16 protein-coding genes are annotated in these 20,744 nt (G+C 31.9%); 6 read left to right on the plus strand and 10 right to left on the minus strand.

Features of this window, described 5'->3' with window-relative positions; genetic code table 11:
• Positions 1-82: 82 nt before the first annotated feature.
• Positions 83-1,675, minus strand: a complete 1,593-nt coding sequence (locus BT107_RS08885; RefSeq protein WP_072303431.1) for a S41 family peptidase — start codon at positions 1,673-1,675, stop codon at positions 83-85.
• A gap of 158 nt (positions 1,676-1,833) precedes the next feature.
• On the opposite strand from BT107_RS08885, the gene BT107_RS08890 reads away from it, so the two are divergent.
• Together BT107_RS08890 and BT107_RS08895 are read left to right on the plus strand one after the other, a co-directional pair.
• The gene (locus BT107_RS08890) at positions 1,834-2,469 is read left to right on the plus strand and encodes a SanA/YdcF family protein (RefSeq protein WP_072303432.1); all 636 of its coding nucleotides are present in this window, start codon (positions 1,834-1,836) and stop codon (positions 2,467-2,469) included.
• Between the two features lie 10 nt (positions 2,470-2,479).
• Entirely contained in the window at positions 2,480-3,745 is a 1,266-nt protein-coding gene (locus BT107_RS08895; protein ID WP_072303433.1) for an NRAMP family divalent metal transporter, read from the plus strand.
• Between the two features lie 59 nt (positions 3,746-3,804).
• Here BT107_RS08895 and acs read toward each other — a convergent pair whose 3' ends face one another.
• The 8 genes from acs to BT107_RS08935 all read right to left on the minus strand — a co-directional run bounded on the left by acs (position 3,805) and on the right by BT107_RS08935 (position 15,791).
• On the minus strand, positions 3,805-5,712 hold the full coding sequence (gene acs / locus BT107_RS08900; protein WP_072303434.1) for an acetate--CoA ligase: 1,908 nt from the start codon (positions 5,710-5,712) through the stop codon (positions 3,805-3,807).
• Positions 5,713-6,006: 294 nt separating this feature from the next.
• Positions 6,007-7,932, minus strand: a complete 1,926-nt coding sequence (locus BT107_RS08905) for an OmpA family protein (RefSeq protein ID WP_072303435.1) — start codon at positions 7,930-7,932, stop codon at positions 6,007-6,009.
• 11 nt (positions 7,933-7,943) lie between these two features.
• Complete coding sequence (locus BT107_RS08910; protein WP_342039454.1) at positions 7,944-8,933, minus strand: PorP/SprF family type IX secretion system membrane protein; 990 nt, start codon at positions 8,931-8,933, stop codon at positions 7,944-7,946.
• Positions 8,930-11,185: a T9SS type B sorting domain-containing protein gene (locus BT107_RS08915; protein ID WP_072303436.1), complete on the minus strand. Its 2,256-nt coding sequence runs from the start codon at positions 11,183-11,185 to the stop codon at positions 8,930-8,932. Before BT107_RS08915 ends, BT107_RS08910 begins: the two co-directional genes overlap by 4 nt.
• A 159-nt stretch (positions 11,186-11,344) precedes the next feature.
• Positions 11,345-12,229: an ACP S-malonyltransferase gene (gene fabD / locus BT107_RS08920; RefSeq protein ID WP_072303437.1), complete on the minus strand. Its 885-nt coding sequence runs from the start codon at positions 12,227-12,229 to the stop codon at positions 11,345-11,347.
• A 72-nt stretch (positions 12,230-12,301) separates the two neighbouring features.
• A complete protein-coding gene (locus BT107_RS08925) occupies positions 12,302-12,820 on the minus strand; it encodes a gamma carbonic anhydrase family protein (RefSeq protein ID WP_072303438.1) in 519 nt (172 codons plus the stop codon).
• Positions 12,821-12,842: 22 nt separating this feature from the next.
• On the minus strand, positions 12,843-13,574 hold the full coding sequence (locus tag BT107_RS08930; protein ID WP_072303439.1) for a LytR/AlgR family response regulator transcription factor: 732 nt from the start codon (positions 13,572-13,574) through the stop codon (positions 12,843-12,845).
• A 30-nt stretch (positions 13,575-13,604) separates the two neighbouring features.
• Positions 13,605-15,791: a tetratricopeptide repeat-containing sensor histidine kinase gene (locus BT107_RS08935; RefSeq protein ID WP_072303440.1), complete on the minus strand. Its 2,187-nt coding sequence runs from the start codon at positions 15,789-15,791 to the stop codon at positions 13,605-13,607.
• Positions 15,792-16,000: 209 nt separating this feature from the next.
• Here BT107_RS08935 and BT107_RS08940 point away from each other — a divergent pair, with 209 nt between their 5' ends.
• The gene (locus BT107_RS08940) at positions 16,001-17,194 is read left to right on the plus strand and encodes a vWA domain-containing protein (protein WP_072303441.1); all 1,194 of its coding nucleotides are present in this window, start codon (positions 16,001-16,003) and stop codon (positions 17,192-17,194) included.
• A gap of 67 nt (positions 17,195-17,261) precedes the next feature.
• On the opposite strand, the gene BT107_RS08945 is transcribed toward BT107_RS08940, so the two are convergent.
• Positions 17,262-18,287 (minus strand): PorP/SprF family type IX secretion system membrane protein, encoded by a 1,026-nt coding sequence (locus BT107_RS08945; RefSeq protein WP_072303442.1) that lies wholly within the window; start codon positions 18,285-18,287, stop codon positions 17,262-17,264.
• A 118-nt stretch (positions 18,288-18,405) separates the two neighbouring features.
• Here BT107_RS08945 and BT107_RS08950 point away from each other — a divergent pair, with 118 nt between their 5' ends.
• The 3 genes from BT107_RS08950 to BT107_RS08960 all read left to right on the plus strand — a co-directional run bounded on the left by BT107_RS08950 (position 18,406) and on the right by BT107_RS08960 (position 20,715).
• Positions 18,406-19,308 carry a NifU family protein gene (locus BT107_RS08950; RefSeq protein WP_072303443.1) on the plus strand — a complete coding sequence of 301 codons (903 nt, stop codon included), beginning with the start codon at positions 18,406-18,408 and terminating at the stop codon, positions 19,306-19,308.
• 60 nt (positions 19,309-19,368) lie between these two features.
• Positions 19,369-19,569 (plus strand): dodecin family protein, encoded by a 201-nt coding sequence (locus BT107_RS08955; protein ID WP_072303444.1) that lies wholly within the window; start codon positions 19,369-19,371, stop codon positions 19,567-19,569.
• A 324-nt stretch (positions 19,570-19,893) separates the two neighbouring features.
• Entirely contained in the window at positions 19,894-20,715 is an 822-nt protein-coding gene (locus BT107_RS08960; RefSeq protein ID WP_072303445.1) for a mechanosensitive ion channel family protein, read from the plus strand.
• Positions 20,716-20,744 lie beyond the last annotated feature (29 nt).

Below are 20,744 nucleotides of genomic sequence, written 5' to 3' on the forward strand. Positions count from 1 at the left end.
AAGCCTTATACAAAACATCCATAATAAATGTTGCAAAACACTTGTTAACCGTTGTAGAACAAGTGTTTTGTTATTCTGTAGTCTAAAAAACTTGTTTTTTTACATTATTTAAGATCCACTCTAACTCTGGATCTCTATTATTTTCCCGGTCCTCTAAAGTAGGTATAATAGTCACGTCTGGAAGTACGCCATAACCATCAACTGCTGTTTTATACGGCGTCTCTAAAACCATTAGGCCAAAATGTAATTTTATTTTAGAATTTGGCAAAATAACCTCTTTTGTTTGCCCCGCTACTGTACTGTTATATGCACCCCCTGTTTCTTCACCAACTATTACCCCTCTCTTGTTTGCCTTTACAAAATTAGAGAATACAGAGCTAGCAGAAAAAGAACCCCCATTTACTAATACATATACATTACCCTTGTAATTATTCTCTTTTGGTTCCGTAATTTTAGATTGCTTAAACCTATATACCAACTTACCGTCATCTTTATGCGACTTAAATAAGTCTCTAAAAAATAGGGCAGGAACATATATGGATTTAAAAATTGTACCGCCAACAGAGCTTTTACGAGACATAAAAGATTTTACTGTTGGAAATCTTGTTTTTATTTCTCCCTCTTCAACAAACTTAAATTCCTCTTGAGCTAAATAAGAATACAAATCGTGAATTTCTACCAATCTACCACCTCCATTATTACGTAAGTCAATAATTAAATTTTTAGCCTTAACAGAATCAATTTTCTCAAAAGCTTCTTTGTAAAACGATTCATAATCACCATTACTAAAACCTCTAATTTTTATATAAGCAATAGTACTATCTTCGCCTATAAAGTCTAAATTTCTTGTGTTTTGTTTTTCAGACTTATTATATCCATACTTATAATTGTCGTTTAGTTTTTTCTTATAAGCTAGTTTAGCTAACTTCTTTTCTTCCTTAGTCTTTTTTAAAGGTTTTACATCTGGCAAAGTATCGGCTTCTACTTTTGCAAAACGTGTAGAGTCTTTAGGTATTCTTCTAAATACCTTATTGTATAAGCTATCGTTTTTAGAGAATGTTACCTCTATACTATCTAATCTTCCTTTTTCTTTATAATAAAAACTACTTAATTTACGCGCAGCTAATGTGTTATAAAAAGTAGTGTTAAATCCGTCTGACGAAAAATAAGTTTTATATTTTTTTAATAAATCATCAACCGAATCATCTCCCAACTTAACAACTTCACTGCCTACCATTGTACTATCTTCTCCAAGTGTATTTTTAACCAATACAGCACCTTCTACATACTCAAACCTTAAAGAAGTAAATTCATTTTTCTTTTCATTTAAAGCTTTCCTTTCTTTTTTATGATACCTTTTAGCTGGAATAGAAACGCCCGCATGACCTTGTTTTATTGCACCTATTACTGGTGTTAATTTTTCATAAAAAGCATAGGTAGTCATAGGTTCTACAATACTGTTTTTCAATTCTAAAAACGTAGCATCTAATTCCTCTTTAGGCGTATAATTGTATAGTCTAGGATGTAATCTTTTTAGCTTTCTGTATGCTAGATCTACATCTTTTTGCAATTCTTTTGGGCTATGTAATGTAGATATTTTTTGATTGTACTTGTCTACACTAGCACAAGAGGATAGTATAAAAAAAGCAAAAAGGTACAAGGATATTTTTTTCAAAGTGGTGGTTTTTTTGGTTTGTATGTCTTTTCTGTAATTGTAAGAAATACATCATATTTTATGCCAATAAAGTTAAATTATTATACACGCCTAAAATAATGTTTAACATTCTTTTATTTTCAGCAAATCTATAGGGCAATTTTGTACCTTTAACTAGTATGAAAAAAAAACTTATCATAATAATTTCTATACTAGTGCTATTGCCTTTCTTGGCAATTTTTTGCTCTAATGCTATTATTAAAAATGCAGCTAGCAAAAAAAACTATAATGATGTTACTATTATACCACACAATAAAGTTGGCTTAGTTTTAGGCACAACAAACAAATTGGTTAACGGTAGTCCTAATCCTTATTATGTGCACCGTATAAATGCTACTGTTGCTTTATACAATGCAAAAAAAATAGATTTTATTTTAGTTAGTGGTGATAATGGAAGTAAATATTACAATGAGCCAGACACCTTTAAAAGAGCACTCGTAAAAGAGGGTATCCCTGCTGATAAAATATTTTTAGATTACGCTGGTTTTAGAACCTTAGATTCTATGGTACGCGCACATTTAGTTTTTGGTTTAGATAAGGTTACCGTAATTTCTCAACAGTTTCATAACGAAAGAGCCATTTATCTTGCCGAAAAAAAAGGCCTAAAAGCAATTGGTTTTAACGCCATAGACTTAGAAGGTAAAGCCGGATTAAAAGTGCAAACAAGAGAATATTTAGCACGCGTAAAAGTTTTTGTAGATTTATTACTTAATACAGAACCAAAATTCTATGGTGATAAAATAATCATAGAATAAACCAATACCAATGCAAAAAATTAAATCCGTATTAAAAAACTTAGGTCCCGGGCTATTATTTGCCAGTATGGCGATAGGAACGTCTCACTTGGTACTTTCTACAAAAGCTGGCGCTCAATATGGTTGGTTAATGCTTATACCAATTATATTGGCTAACATTTTAAAATATCCTTTTTTTGAGTTTGGAATTAGGTACACTAACGTTACCAACAAAACATTAATAGAAGGTTATTTAAACCGAGGCAAAGGCTACTTATGGTTTTATGCTATAATAACACTAATATCTACATTTACTATACTAGCAGCTTTATATTTGGTTACATCTGGCTTGCTAATTAATTTATTTAACTTAACAAACACCTCTATAAGTCTAGTTGCTTTTCTTCTCTTTAGTTTTATTTCTGTTTTACTTATTATAGGTAGATATACATTTTTAGAAAAATCATTAAAAATTGTTGTTTCAATATTAGTCATAGCATTACTAGTTACTACCGCAGTTGTGGTTTTTAAAGGTAAGGTTGATGAAGTACCAAACTTTACACCAATGCCCTTTTTTGATAATGCGGGTATTTTATTTATCATTGGCTTAGTAGGATGGATGCCTACTGCTGTTGAAACATCTAGTTGGCTAAGTATGTGGACTATAGAAAAGCAAAAAGCGACCAACAAAAAACTAGATATAAAAGAAGCATTATCCGAATTTAATCTTGGGTACATTGTAACTGCCATCCTAGCTATTTTTTTTATGACTATTGGCTGTATGTCGCTTTACGGTACCAACACGCAAATAAGCGCAAATGCTGTTGGTTTTGCAGAACAGCTAATTAATTTATTTACAGTACATATTGGGGAGTGGACAACCATTTTTGTTGCTACTGCTGCATTTGCTACAATGTTTAGCTCTTGTATGACGGCACATGATGCTATTGCGCGAGTAAGCATAGATGTTATTGAAAAACTAACGGCTAAACCAGAAAAAACAAAACCAAAAAAGAACTCTTATTTTGCTTTAGCAGTACTAATTTTAGCCCTTATAAACTTAGGTGTAATTGTATTTTTTAACTCTAATATGGGTAAAGTTGTTGCTTTAGCTACGTTTGTTTCTTTTGTTGTTGCTCCTGTAGTTGGGTATATGAACCTTAAAAATGTAATGAGTAAAGATGTTCCCAAACAACATCAACCTAAAAAATGGTTGCAATTGCTTACTTATGCAGGCATATTATTCTTAAGTCTATTTGCTATTTATTATTGTTACATAGAAATTTTTAAAAACTAAAAAAGGAACACTAATAATTACAATTAGTATTCCTTCCATAATAAATATTTAGATAATTTCTAAAGTGAATTATCCATAATTTCTTGTACAATTTCCGGATTTAACAATGTACTTATATCACCTAAGTTGCTTGTATCATCAGAAGCTATTTTACGCAAAATACGCCTCATAATTTTACCACTACGCGTTTTAGGCAAACCAGTTACAAACTGTATTTTATCTAATTTAGCAATTGGTCCAATATGCTCTGTTATTTGCTGATTAATCTCTTTACGCAAGTTATCTCTATCTCTAGTCTCTCCAAACTCTTTTAGAATAACGTAACCATATAATGCATTTCCTTTAACATCATGCGGAAAACCTACAATAGCAGATTCTGCAACTGCCGGATGCTCATTTATAGAATCTTCTATTGGAGCTGTTCCTAAATTATGACCAGATACAATAATTACATCATCTACACGTCCTGTAATTCGGTAATAGCCAACACCATCTCTTAACGCACCATCGCCTGTAAAGTATTTATCTTTATATGCAGAAAAATAAGTATCTCTATACCTTTCGTGATTGCCCCAAATTGTTCTAGCAATAGAAGGCCAAGGATATTTAATACACAAACGTCCTTCTACCTGGTTTCCTTTTAACTCTTCTCCATTTTCATCCATTAATGCGGGTTGTATACCTATAAAAGGTAATGTTGCATATGTTGGCGTTGTTGGCGTTACATAAGGGATAGGAGAAATCATAATTCCGCCTGTTTCTGTTTGCCACCACGTATCTACAATAGGACTATTATTTTTACCAATGTTATTATTATACCAGTGCCAAGCTTCTTCGTTTATTGGCTCACCTACAGACCCCAATACTTTTAAAGAAGATAAATCGTGGTTTTCTACAAAATCTAAATTCTCTTTTGCTAAGGCTCTAATTGCTGTTGGAGCAGTATAAAACTGTGTTACTTTGTGTTTTTCTATTACTTCCCAAAAACGACCATAATCAGGATAAGACGGCACACCTTCGAACATTACAGTAGTTGCACCGTTTGCTAAAGGTCCGTATACAATATAAGAGTGCCCCGTAATCCATCCAATATCTGCAGTACACCAATACACATCATTTTCTTTATATTGAAAAATATTTTTAAACGTATACGCCGTGTATACCATATACCCTCCTGTAGTATGCACCATACCTTTAGGTGTACCAGTAGAACCAGATGTATACAAAATAAAAAGTGGATCCTCTGCATCCATAATTTCAGGGACACAATCTCCATAAGCATCATCTAATAATGGTTGTAACCATTTATCTCTACCTGCTTTCATTTCTATTTCTGCATTGGTACGTTTGGCAACCAAAACAGTTTTCACACCAGGACAATCGTCTAAAGCAACATCTACAATCCCCTTTAAATCGATAGATTTTTTACCACGAAAAGAGCCATCTGACGTAATTACAATTTTACAATCAGAATCGTTAATTCTTGTTGATAGAGCATTAGAAGAAAAACCTGCAAAAACAACAGAATGTATAGCTCCTATTCTAGCACAAGCGAGTAGTGAAACTGCTAATTCTGGAATCATAGGTAAATAAATACAAACTCTATCTCCTTTTTTAACTCCGTTTTCTTTTAACACATTTGCCATTTTACAAACTCTTTTATGTAGCTCGTTATAGGTTATATGTTGCGCTTCTTCTTTAGGATCATTAGGCTCAAAAAGAATAGCCGTTTTTTCTCCTCTAGTAGTTAAATGCCTATCTATACAATTTTCTGTAATATTTAGTTTTGCATTTTCAAACCACTTTACCTCTGGCTTAGAGAAATCCCAACTTAAAACATTATCCCACTTTTTTCTCCATAAAAAATGTTCTTCTGCAATTTCTTCCCAAAAAGCTTCGGGATTTCTAACAGACTTACGGTATACCTGAAAGTACTCTTCTAAATGTTTAATGTGATAATTACTCATGTGCTATTTCTTTTGGCCTATTTAATACTAATAATTTCTAATTTAAGTATGCTCTTAAAATTAGATTGTAAAATGCATCATCCTAAAAAAAACAAAAACACATGCACAACAAAATTGCTAAATATGTGAGTTTACTCTAGAAAAACTGCTATTTACAGATTGAATTACTATAAAATTATATGAATTATTAAATATAGGAAATCTAGAAAAGAAATTAATTAAATATGTATTAAAAAATATAGTAATACTCAATAAATTTGAAGAATCTTAATTGAGCATAAAAAAAGAGTTGTATTAGTACAGCTCTTTATAGTTTAAAATTACAATGTTGCATCTTCGATTTTCTGCATGAAAATAATCTATACAGTATACTCCATTTGCGCATTTATTAAGTATATGATCTTCACCATAACCAATAGTATACAATATCCTTCTAGACTGAACTCCATTATCTATCAAGTACTTTTTAATTGCATCTGCACGCCCTTGAGATACTCTAAAATTTGATGAACTACCACCTTTACTATCTGTATGAGATTCTATTTGAAGATTAAATTCTGGAAACTTTTTAATTACCTTAATGGCTTTATCTAATTCTGTTTTTATTGCAGAAGTTAACTTAGAACTCTTAGTATTAAATGTAAACTTATTTAATTTAAGCATTGCTTTTCCCTCTTTCTCCACTACAAAATCTGCTGCAGACTCTAAATAAATATCGGTTTGTCCCTTTTTCTTTAAGTCATCAGCTATAAAATATTGCCTATATAATGAATGTAATTTTTTAGAAGCAATAACCGTAACTTTTTCTTGCCAAGGCAACTCTATTTCATAACTACCATCTTCTGCAGATACTATTTCTTTAATAAGTGAATTTTCTTTTCCGTACACTTTAATAGTTACACCACCTATTCTAATATTAGTATTTGGATTTAGAGTTGCCCCTTGTAGTACAATTGTATTTAATTTAGGCTTTTCTGCTACCTTAAATCCGTAAATATCATCTTTACCTTTACCGCCTTCTCTATTAGATGAAAAATAGCCTTCTAAGCCACCCGTTGCATTGTTTTTTACAATAAAACCAAAATCATCTTCAGTTGAGTTTATTCCCTCTCCTAAATTAATAGGCACTCCTACAGCTCCGTCTGCCTTTAAGTTAGACTTGTAAATATCCATACCGCCATAACCATAAAAAACATCAGAAGAAAAATACAGTCCATTTTCAAAAACAAAAGGAGAAATTTCGTTACCTGGTGTATTGACTCTTGGTCCTAAATTAATAGGTGCAGACATAATTTGTCCTTGATTTGTATTTACATAATAAATATCTGTACCCCCATAGCCATCATCAAAATTAGCAACAAAGTATAAGCGCTGAGAAGCTTCGTCATAAAAAGGATAGAAAAAACTAGTGCTTAAATTTTTTAGAATAAAATTGAAGTTACTATTACGATCTACTTTAGCTATTGACAAGGCATTTTTACCTGTTTCATCAAACAACATTTCGTTATCTTTTTCATTAGATAACACATAAAATATTTTATCTAATTCTGATGAATAGTAAGGTGTTGCCTGATGAAATTTTGAAGAGGGAATAACTGTAGAGGGTATTACATTTGTAATATCTCCATCTTCCTCAATTTCACTTTCATATATATTTAAGTATACTCGCTCTGGTTTTTTTCTTTTCTTCTCTATGGTTACTCTTCTATCACTTGTAAACAACAATTTATCTTTGTAAAACGATGGAGAAAAATCTGCTGATATACTATTACCTTTTACATTAAAAATATTATAATTAGGTATTATAATATCATCCGTATTAGCTATATCAAAATTAAACTTGGCATTCTCTGCCCAGGCAGCTTCTTTTAAAATAGTATCATTCTCTAAAAACTTATTCATTTTTTGTTTCCCTGAAATGATATACAAACTACGAAGCATTTTATTGTAATGAAAAGGAGGCAACACGGCATCGCTCTCTTGTATCATCTTATATGTATCCCAAGCTTTTTGATGCTGATCTGTATTAAAGTAAGATTCAGCATAATTTAAAAATTGCTTTGTAGTTAATACTGTCTCTAGACTTTCTTTTGCATATTCTTCTGCTGCTTGCTCATATTTATACTGAAAGAAATAACGGTCTCCTTCAGATTTTAAATCTTGAGCATACAATGAAATTATAGATAAATTTAATAGTAAAAAGCTAAGCTTAAATTTCATATTATTTTATATTAAAAGAATCTTGGAGTATCTATTTGTTTAGGCTTCTTGCTATCTTTTTTTCCTTTTCTAGAACTTGATCCACCAGACCTGCCCAAATAAAACTTTAAAACAACCTCATGAGAACCATCGTTGTAATTTTTAAATGCATTAGTTGAGTAATCATAAGAATAACCAATAAACATAGAATTAGAAACTTGAAAACCAGCTAAACCACTCACTGCATTATCAAACCTATAAGATGCTCCTAATGTAAATTTATCATGGATTAAAAAATTGGTAGACAGGTTTACATTTACTGGAGAATCGGTAATATAATTTACTAAAAATGCTGGTTTAAACTTTAATTCATCACTTAAATCAAAGACCAATCCACCTATAAAATTAACTTGAGTTTTATCTTCTTCTATTACAGCAACCTCATCATTATATAACGTACTCGTTAATAAATTTGGCACAGAAAGTCCTAAATACCAATCTTCTGCATATACAAATGTACCAGCACCAATAATTGGATAAAATTCGTTGTATTGGTTGTCTATTATAGCGGGTTCATTTTCGAACTCAAAATCTCCTTTAGCAAAATCTACATCTAAAAAGGAACCTCCTGCATTAATACCAAAAGACCATTTTGCATTGTCTGATAGCTTAACTTGGTAAGAGTATGATATATTCACTAAAGTCTGACTCATTGGTCCTAACTTATCCGAATACGCATTAAATCCCAAACCTGTTTTTTCATTAGAAAACGGAATATTAGCTCCGATTCTTATAGTTGTTGGTGCTCCAGGAACATCTATCCATTGAGCTCTATACAAACTCATTATTTCAGGATCTTCTACACTACCAACATAAGCAGGGTTAAAACTCCCTATATTGTACATATACTGTGTATATTGAGGTTCTTTTTGAGCATACATACTTGTAGCTGCAAAAAATAACATAGCAACACTTAGGTACCTAAAAACCTTTATGGATTTTTTATTTTTTTGTTCTATCATCTTATGATTTGAATCCATCCTCTTTTAACTTCAGAACCATCTGCTAAATCTAACACATAAAAATAAGTTCCGTTAGGCAAGGCTCCTTTTTTCCAGGTACCGTCCCATTTATTATCGTAATTAACTACACTATAAACTTCGCTTCCTAATCTATTAAAGATAGTAAGCGTATTATTTGGATAATCTTCGATACAATTTATTCTTAGATAATCATTAATACCATCTCCGTTTGGAGAAAACTGATTAAACAAAAAGCCACATTCGTCAGATGTTCTTTCTGCTATAGATATAGTTACCTCTGCTCTATTATTCTCTACAAAAGTTACATCTAACGGAAAGGAATCTGTAATTTCTACGGAGTTAATATGTGTACCTTCTTCTATAACCCTTGTTGTAATTTCCAGTATTTGTTCTTCGTTTCCTAATATTTCAGACAATAACCAAATACCAGAAATAGGGTCGTAAGTACCTGTTGTTGTAGTATGTGATATATACTGAAAACCTATTGTATCTTCTATTAAATCGGTAATACTAATATCTGTTACTAAACCATCTGTCTCATTAGTTAACACAATAGTAAAAGTAACTTCTTCTCCTACTGCAGTTAACATTTTATCTGCTCTTTTTGTTACTGATAAATCTATTTGCTTAATAATAACCTCAGCAGAACTTTGGTTATTTTCTGTTGTTGTATCTAATGGATCGCTACTTGTAATAGTAGCTGTATTTATATGTGATCCACTGTCTAACACCAATGTAGTAATTGTAATTGTAGCAGCTTCACCTGCATCTAACTGAGGAATAGTCCAAACACCTGTTGTACTGTCAAAAGAACCAACAAGAGCATTATCAGATATATATTCAAAACCAGTAGAAGCATCTAAAACATCTGTAATTTCTATATCTGTTACGGGATCACCTGTTAGGTTTGTAGCCGTTATTGTAAAAGTTACCTCTTCTCCTGAAAAAACCTCATTTTTATCTACTGTTTTTACAATAGCTAAATCTGTTTCTGTAGGATTACAATCTATTACCGTAATTGTAATGGTTGTAGTTTCTGCTGTACAAGGTGCAACAAAACCTGTAGTTGTATATGTGAACTCATATCCTCCAAGTGGTTGACCAACAAAATCTACTGTGTTAGCATCAATAGTTATGTTACTACCTGCAGGCTGAGAAATTAATGTCCATTCTCCTGCATCTTGACCCGTTAATTGATCGTCTAAATTTACGATAGTTACCCTTCCATTTCCAGACAATGAGCAAGCGGTAATATCTGTACCTGTACCTGAAGATGGTTGTTCATTTATTGTAGCAATAACCTCTACTCTGTCTGATGTACACCCATTAGCTGTTGCCTCTACATAGTAAGATGTAGTTGTAGTTAGCCCCTCTATTAAAAAATTTACTCCTTCGTAAACAGGAGTATCAGCTGTTAGAGAACCATACCATTTTAGTGAACCGGCTGATGTTGCTGACAAAGTCAAATCTCCTGAACCGCATGTAGAGTCAGGAAAAGTTTCTGTTATTTCCGGAATTTCATTTTCAACAATTGTTATTTTCAACGGTGGGCTAGTACAGGCGCTAGATTCATTTAAGAAAAAGCCATAATAAACACCTCTAGAACCAATCTCAGAACTGCTTAAGTAAGAATCCTCATCTAACAGGTCTGTACTTCTGCTCCATCTTAAAATTGTACCTGCAGGAGGAGTATCTGTAACATACTCATCTAAATCTTGTATAAAACCCTCACAGAAAATGGTGGGCTCTGTTGTATTTAATTGTGGTGCATTAGGCGTATTACCACAAACAGGTTCGTTGTCTTCAATAACTATTCTTGCTTCTCCATCTCCACTATCTATAGTATATGACGCACTTCTTTCAATAGTAATAATTACAGTTTCATCTCCTTCTGTAAAAGAGTCATTTACTATTCCAGAAATATCAATCGTTATATTCTGATTACTACCTGTAAACGAAACTGATCTACTCAAAGTCCCATAGTCATCACCCTCAGTAGCTGTTCCTGAAACAATGTAATTTATTGTTGAGATCGATAATAAGGGAAAGTTTCTAGCTCTAATAACAAAACTTCCATTCTCTTGCCCCTCTTCTTTAGCATTTGAAATAGCGTTTATTGATACTTCTTGAGCGAAACCAGAAAAACCTAAACACAAAAACAACATTATTAAGCAAAATGCTTTGTGCTTTTTAAAAAAACGGGAACTATTGCCTAATTGTTTTATTTTCATTTTCTTTTACAGATAGTGTTACTCAACTATAATTTATAACAGATAGACTACAATATTAACCAAAATGCCATTCGTCGATAAACATAATCGACAAATAACATATTTTACCTCTCAGTTACAACTATAGCTATAAACTATAGTCATTTATTTTTCAAGGAATTAAGATAACACTGCCGATGTAGTTTCTGATTCTCTGTGTATTTTTTTCACCAATCCTTGTAAAACTTTACCTGGACCAACTTCTGTAAATAAAATTGCACCATCTGCAACCATATTTTGTACACTTTGCGTCCATTTTACAGGGGCCGTTAATTGTGATATTAAATTCTTTTTAATTTCATCTGCATTCTGTACCGCTGTAGTTGGTACGTTTTGATAAATAGGGCACGTTGGCTCGCTAAAAGTTGTATTCTCTATAGCTGATGCTAATTTCTCTCTTGCTGGTTCCATTAAAGGTGAATGAAACGCACCACCTACAGGTAACAACAAAGCTCTTCTTGCTCCCGCCTCTTTCATTTTTTCACAAGCAATAGTAATTGCTTCTACATCTCCAGAAATAACTAATTGACCAGGACAGTTATAGTTTGCCGCTACAACTACTCCTTCTGTCTCTTCGCATATTTTTTCTACAACTGCATCTTCTAACCCTAAAACAGCTGCCATTGTACTAGATTGCATTTCACAAGCTTCTTGCATTGCCATTGCCCTTTGAGACACTAATTTTAATCCGTCTTCAAAAGTTAATGTACCGTTTGCTACCAAGGCAGAAAATTCTCCTAAAGAGTGCCCAGCAACCATATCTGGTTTAAAAGCATCACCCATTACCTTGCTCATAATTACAGAGTGCAAGTAAATAGCTGGCTGTGTTACTTTAGTTTGTTTAAGGTCTTCTGGGGTACCCTCGAACATAATGTCTGTGATACGAAAACCTAATATATCGTTTGCTTTTTCAAATAATTCTTGTGCCAAAGGGTACTTTTCATACAAGTCTAACCCCATACCAACAAACTGCGCTCCTTGACCAGGAAATATATATGCATTCATTCTTTTAATTTTTAAATTGATTGACAAAAATAAGTAAAACTTATCTAGAGAACATATTGGTTACACTAAAGTTTACTCCTTGTCTTTAAACCAACTAGAATAAGTGACGTAATTATCTGCAATACGGTTTACTTCACCTTCACTTAATTCTACACTTATATCTTTAATCTTTTTGGCTGGCATACCTGCAAATACAGTCCCAGAAGGTATGTGTGTGCCTTTTGTGACAACAGCCCCTGCTGCAATAATACTGTTACTCTCTACAACACAATCATCCATAACAATACTACCCATACCTATTAACACATTGTCTTTTATGGTGCATCCATGCACTATTGCATTGTGCCCAATAGAAACATTATTACCAATAGTAGTTGGACTTTTTTTATACGTACAATGTATAACAGCACCATCTTGTACGTTTACTTTATTACCCATTTTTATATAATGCACATCGCCACGTAATACTGCATTATACCAAACACTACATTGACTCCCCATTACAACATCACCAACAATAGTTGCATTTTCTGCTATAAAACAATCTTCTCCTATCTGTGGTGTTTTTCCGTTTACTTCTTTTAGTATCATTCTAAAATTGTGTATATAAATTTTATTCAAAATAAGATAAAAAATCTTTCTTTTTAGAGGCAGAAACTAACAGCTCTTTGCCATTATGCAAAACAACACTGCCGCCTTTTCCTTTTTTATATTTTGCTACTGCATTTACATTTACCAAGTATGATTTATGTATGCGAGCAAACGGAAAATCTGCCATTGCTTCTTCAAAATACTTTAGTGTTTTACTTACTAAAATCTTCTTGTTTTCTAAATAAATCTCTGTATAGTTATCATCTGCCTTACAAAACAAAATATCAGCTACATTTAATACCTGAAATCCGTCTTGCTGTGGCAAGGTAATTTTACCATCTACCTTATTTGTCCTTGGTTGTAAGATACGATCCTCTAATGCATTTTCTTTACTTCTAATCTCTACTACATAATCTACCGCTTTAATTAACTCATCTATATTAATAGGTTTCATTAAATAATATGCAGCGTGACTATTTAAAGCATCCATAGCATATTGGTTATATGCCGTAACAAATACGGTTTCAAAAGTTCTGTCTGGCACTTGGTCTAGTAAATCAAAAGCATTACCAAAAGGCATTTCTACATCTAAAAAAATTAAATCTGGTTGGTGCTTTTCGATCAAGGCTAAACCCTCTTTTATAGATGGCGCCTCACCTAACAAATTTACTGCAGGACAATATTTTGTTAAATAGTTGGTTAAAATTTCCCTACTATTAGCTTCATCTTCAACTATAATTGCATTTAATTTCATTCTTTACTATTTAAAAATAAGCAAGTTGTATTAATCCTTCTTTAAGGTTAATGTTACTTTAGTTCCAGAACCATCTTCATTTAAATCTTGCACAAAAACAGTAACTTTATCTTTATACATACTATTTAAAATAGCGACTCTTTTTTTAATATTCCCCATTCCTTTAGAACGTTGTTTCTTTTGGTTTTGGGTTTTTAGCTCAGCCGATTTTAACCGACCTATACCATTATCTTCTATCATTATTTCTATAGCTTCTTTATCTTTTTGCTTTAAACTGATATTTAAAAAACCTAGATCTTCTTTATATCGTAGTCCGTGCCAAATAGCATTCTCTATATATGGCTGAAGCAGCATTGGTGGTATTTGAAAAGCAGCAACATCTATACTAGGATCTGTCTCTATTGTATAATTAAATTTATCTGGAAAACGAGAATGTTCTAGTTTTACATAAAGTTCTAATAACTCTAACTCTTTTGTAAGCGGAATAAAATCTTCTTCTGAATTTTCTAGAACAGCACGCATTAAAGTAGAAAATTCGCTTAAGAACCTATTTGCGCTACGCTCATCGCTCTTAGAAATATAATTATTTACAGAGTTTAATGCATTAAATATAAAATGCGGATTCATCTGTGATCGTAACGATTTTAAAGCCAATAGATTATTTGCTAATTTTTGCTGCTTATTACTTCTATAAAAAAAGAAAGCTGCAATACCAAACAGTAACATTCCTAAAATTAGAGAGTATATTAAAAGCTGTTGTTTTTTTGTGGTTGTTGTATATAAATCTTGTTTTGTTTTTGCTAAACTGTATTTACTCTCAGACAACTCCTTATCTTTCTCTAAACCAGTAATACGATTTTGCTTGGCTGCAATTTGCTTACTTAAGCGCTCTGCTCTAGAAATCTCTTGTTCCTTACGAGCATACAATGTATCTGCTACTGCGGCATATTTTTTATAGGTTTCTAAAGCTTTAGAATAGTCTCCTTTGTCATCATAAACCTCAGATAATTTACGCGTTGCATCTTTTTGCACCACCAAATCGTTTTCGCTAGCCGCCTCAGAAATACTTTCTTCTAAATACGGTATAGCTTCATCTAATTTATCTTGTACAATTAATGTATTTGCAATTTTGTAGTTTATACGCTGTCTGGTAATAGGTACTTCTATAGCCTCTGTTTTAAAAGTAGCCGACTTTCTTTTGTTATTGTTTAAAAGGTCTATTTCTTTTAGACTCTTTTTACGCAACTCCATTTCTTTATCGTATAAATTATTTTTACTGTAAAAATCTGCTGCTCTTTCTTTAATTTCTAAAGAGCGTTGTGGCGCTTCACTTTTTGCAGATTCTAAAGAACTATCAAAATAAGCCTCTGCCTCATCAGTTTGGTTTACATCATCATAAGTTTCGGCAATTTTGCTATTTAAATCTGTTATTTTAGGAGATACTAATTCCTTTTTAGCAACCTTTAAACCATTATTATAATTGGCTACCGCGTTTTTAGCATCTTGCATTGCTTTATATGCATCACCCAAACCCTCAAACACTTGTATTTTCTGGTAACTAGATAGTTTTTTATTGTCCTTTAACTCTAAAAATATCTTCTCGGCATTCTTATATTCCTTATTTAGTATATAAGCATTACCCAATAAAATCTTAGTTTTTAAGGTTTCGTAAGTGGTTATAGATTCGTTATAATTATCCACAGCAAGATCGTACTGTTTATGGTACTGATAAATTTCACCTAACAAAGAAAAAGAAGCTGCACGCTCTTTATTATTTCCTCTTTTACCTAACTGCTCTAAAGAAATTCTAATATAATCTATACTCTTACCTATATCTTCTTTTTTGTACTGTTTCGCAGAATCCAAATAAGCTCCGTGCAACTGACTTTTACTTATTCCTACATCATCACCATCTAAACCTTCTACTAAAACATCTACATCTTCATCATTAATAATTCTATATTCTACAGTTTCTATATCTCTACTTTTAAACAGTAGATAATCTCCTATTACTGCTTTAATTTTATAGGAACCAAAAACATCTGTATACACAATAGCACCACTAGAAGCAGAAACCTCTACCCCAGATATTGGGTTCCCTTTTACTTTTGTCTTAACTGTGCCTTTGATTGTTAATTCCTTGGCATTGTTAATCTGAGAAAAAGTTATTGCCGTAGTAAACAACAACAATAACATTATGTACTTTTTTAGCTTCATTCTTACAATTAGATATGGTAAACTTAGTTGTTTTATCTGATTCTAAAAAATGACAAAAATGAGTAATCGCTCTAAAAAACAAAGGTTTTACTTGCCTCACAAACTGCTTTGGTTTGTTTACTCATTCAAAACGGCAGTTTACTCATTGTCTATTTTTTATAAAAAACTTTAAAAATACTTTTACCCTGTAACAAATAAAAATAGATAAAATGAAAAACGTAAAACAGATAGCAAGTATAGGCTTAGTAGCCCTTTTTATAGGCAGCTCTTTTAGTTGTGAAGCAAAACCAAAATTAAAAACTACAATAGATCCTGAAACAACTATAATAGCACAAGCTATAACAGACGACAAAAAACCAGAAAAAAATGTAGTTAAAATTGCACTTTTATTAGATACTAGTAATAGTATGGATGGGTTAATTAACCAAGCAAAAGCACAATTATGGGACATTGTAAACAAGTTTAGCTATGTTAAGTGTGGCAACGAGACAAGACCAGAATTACAAATTGCATTATACGAATATGGCAACAGCAGTTTAGAAGCTAAAGACGGTTACATTAGACAAGTAATAAATTTTAGCGGCGATTTAGATGAGATTTCTGAAAAGTTGTTTTCTTTAACTACAAATGGCGGCGATGAGTATTGCGGTGAAGTTATTAATACCTCTATTAAAGATTTAGATTGGGGTAAAAACCCAGATAATCTTAAGTTAATTTTTATTGCTGGTAACGAGCCTTTTAACCAGGGTAAATTAGACTATAAAGATGCCACAGTAAATGCAAAAGAAAAAGGCATAGTAGTAAACACTATATTTTGTGGCAATTACAACCAAGGTGTAAATAGCTACTGGCAAAATGGAGCACAATTAACAAATGGCGAATATATTGCTATAGACCATAACAAAAGAGTAATACACATAGATACTCCTTATGACGAAGTTATTATTAAACTAAACAAAAAATTAAATACTACTTATGTATCTTATGGTAGCTTAGGCAACTCTAAAATGGAATTACAATCTGTACAAGATGAAAAAGCTTCAGAAATGGAAGAAGCCGTAATGGTAAAAAGAGCAGTAAGTAAGAGTTCTAGATTGTATAATAATGCCTCTTGGGATTTAGTTGACGCATCTAAAAACAAAAATTTTAGTGTTTCTAAGATTGATAAAAAACAACTACCTAAAGAGCTACAATCTAAATCTACAAAAGAGATCGAAGACTACATTAAAAGTAAAAAACAAGAAAGAGTAACAATACAACAACAAATAAAAGAAGCAAATACAAAGCGAGAAGCTTTTATTACTAAAAACCAAAAAGAAGGTTCTAAAGGAGAATTAGAAAATGCTATGCTATCTGCAATTGTAAAACAAGCGGCAACTAAAAATTATAGTTGGGATAAATAAAATTCTAATTTTAAACAAAAAAGCCTGTGATACTAATTATCACAGGCTTTTTATTGTTTTATATTGTTTAGTAATTTACAGCAGGACATTTACAGTCGTACCTTCTTTCAGACTGTTGTCCAAAATTATACCCTAATGTTAATTGATGAAAACCTCCGTTATCAAATCTAATATCTCCCATTTGATAAGAGTAATTGTAAGACACTAAAAAGTTTTTATAATTAGCTCCAACAATTGGTGTTACAAGTTGTAATCTTTGCTCTTTGGTATCTCCGCTAGTATTCTGGTACAAAGCACCATCAAAACTACGTCTGTAAGACACTCCACCCCAAAGCGTTCCAAAATCCATTTTTCGGTAAACTTTAGCATTCATATCTATAGTTTTCTCCTTTGTAAAATCTGTCATCTGTAACATTACAGATGGCTCTAATTGCCAATCTCCTTTTCCAAAAACATAACCAACAGATACCAAATATCTTCTTAAGTTATCTACAACTGCAACATTAGCAGCATCTGCTCTATCTTTATAATATACATTACGCTTACTGTTTAAAACATTTAAAATAGTAGCGTGTGCATAAAAGTCCATAAAATTATAAGAAGCCCCAATGTCCATATTATAGTAAGATGAACTTATGTTACCGCCTGTTATAATTGGATCGGGTATAACAGAATTAAATTCGCTTTCATCCAAGTTACTCTGCATCATACCTGCACTAATACCAAAAGAAAGCTGATTTAAGTTTCTTAAATCTCTAGAAAAACGCAAATGGTGCGCATACGTAAGTTTTAGACCTGTTTGCGAGTGGTAGCCGTTTGCATCATTAAAGATGATAGCTCCTACACCACTTTTCTCATTTAGTCTATAGTGCCCATTTATGGTTTGTAAATTTGGTGCTTCTTCAACATCAAACCACTGTTTTCTAATAGTTGCTCTAATTTTTCCTCCTTCGCCAATACCCGCCATAGATGGGTGTACTAAGTAGTAGTTATCCGATAAATAATCAAAATAGACAGGAATTCCTTCTTGTGCTGTTAAACTAGAAATACCAAGTAACAAGAAAGAAAACAAGGCCAAAAATGTGTTTTTCATAAATAGGTGCTAAAAATCCAAAAGTATTAAATTTATATTAAAACGTTTACAACCATACTATTATTATGTAGGTAGCATTGAATTTGTTTGTACTTTTGTAAAAATTATTTTTTTTAAGATGAAAGAGCACAATATTACTATATATACAACAACAAATCCTGCTATATTAAAGTTTGAAACTAATCACTTTATAACTAAAAATAACAGCTACGAATATAAAAATATAGATGATGCTAAAAACTCTCCTTTAGCACAACAATTATTCTATTTACCATTTATAAAAACAGTTTATATTTCTGGTAATTTTATAGCGCTAGAGCGTTTTGATATAGTTGCTTGGGACGATGTTAGAGATGAGGTTGCACAACAATTAGTAGAATATTTAAACAGTGGAGAAGTTATTGTTCATGAACAAGAAGATCCGCAAAGTGTACCTGCTACAGTTTACGCAGAAAACACGCCTAACCCTGCTGCTATGCGTTTTGTTGCTAATAAATTAATTGTACCAACAATTTTTGAATTTAAAAACAAAGAAGAAGCAAAAGAGTCAGAGTTAGCTACAGAGTTATTTACACATCCATACGTAAAAGAGGTTTTTTTAGATGAAAACTATGTTTCTGTTACCAAAACAGAAGCTGCAGATTGGAACGAGATTACATTAGAATTAAGAGAACATATTCAGCGATTCTTAACTGAAGGGAAAGAAATAGTTTCTGCCAACAGTATTAGCAAACAAAAGGAAGAAGCACCAGCGACACAGCTACAGGATGAAAACTTAGACGACGTATCTAAACAAATTATAGACATTTTAGAAGAGTACATAAAACCAGCTGTTGCTAGTGATGGTGGTAACATTATGTTTAAGTCTTATGACGAAAGCACAAAAACTGTAAACGTTGTCTTACAAGGTGCTTGTAGCGGTTGTCCTTCATCTACTTTTACCCTTAAAAACGGTATAGAAAACACGCTTAAAAATTTAATGGGCGATAAAATAAATGAAGTTGTAGCCTTAAATGGCTAAAAATGTTTTAATTACAAATAATTTTTGCTATTTTTAGAGAAACCTATAACACTAATAATTATGGCAATTTTAAAAGTAATTGAAGTATTAGCTAACTCTGATAAGAGTTGGGAAGACGCAACAAAAAAAGCTGTTGCGCAAGCTGCTAAGTCTGTTAAAAACATTAAATCTGTTTATGTACAAGAACAAAGCGCAATTGTAAAGGATGGCGAAGTATCAGAATTTAGAGTAAATGTTAAAATTACGTTTGAAATAAAATAACATTTAATCTACACAAATAACAGCATTAATTAGCGCCTTTTTTAAGGCGCTTTTTTTATATCCCAAAAGCTTATTTAAAAAACAGTTTAAAAAAACTAACAATAGACATCTAACACAAAGCCCATAAAGAGCTTTTCTCGTCTTAAAATTGGATTTACACACAAGTATAGCGCTGCAGACACCTAAATAAGCCTAATCAACATTAAAACAGCTACAGTAGAGCCTAAATATTAGCAAAGAAAGAATAGTCAATATAATGTTAAACCCTATTTGTTTCGCTATTTTTTTTCTTTGCTTTGCATAAAACAAAAAAGATATATGAAGATGGACATCTTAACAGATTACGAAGAGTACGCAGAAAAATTTATAGGTAAATTTTGGGATTTTTTACCAGACTTAATAGCCGCAGCACTAATATTAATTATTGGTCTTTGGGTTACAAAGTTTATTAATAAAATGGTTACAAAGTTCTTTCAAGTAAAAGAATACGATCCAACCTTAGAATCGTTTTTACAAAGCTTTATAAAAATAGCACTTAAAGTAGTTTTATTTGTTCTGGTTATTACACAACTTGGTGTACAATCATCATCATTAGTAGCAATAATTGGTGCCGCAGGTTTGGCTATTGGTTTAGCTTTACAAGGCTCGTTAGCAAATTTCGCTGGTGGTGTATTAATTTTATTATTTAAACCATTTAAAGTAGGTGATTTTATTACTGCACAAGGTGTAGATGGTACTGTAAAAGAAATATCAATATTTACAACCAAGTTAACGACTTTTGGGAACCAGGTTGCTATTATCCCTAACGGACAATTATCTAACAATAACATTGTAAACTACAATATAGAAAAAACAAGAAGAGATAAAATTACTGTTGGTATTGGATATGGCTCTAATATAAAAGTAGCTAAAGATATACTACTTCAAATTTGTAACGAAAAAGAGACTATACTTAAAGATCCTATGCCAGAAGTTTACGTTGGCGAACTTGGAGATAGCTCTGTAAACTTATCATTGCGTTTTTGGGCTAAAAACGAAGATTTTTGGGCAGCTCACTTTTACGTTTTAGAAGAATTAAAACTTAGGTTTGATGACAATGATATTGAAATACCATTTCCGCAACGTGTTATGCACAATACTAAATAGTATTTATATTAAAAATACAAAACTCTTAA

Source organism: Cellulophaga fucicola, from assembly GCF_900119145.1.
In the GTDB taxonomy this organism is placed as follows: Bacteria; Bacteroidota; Bacteroidia; order Flavobacteriales; family Flavobacteriaceae; genus Cellulophaga; species Cellulophaga fucicola.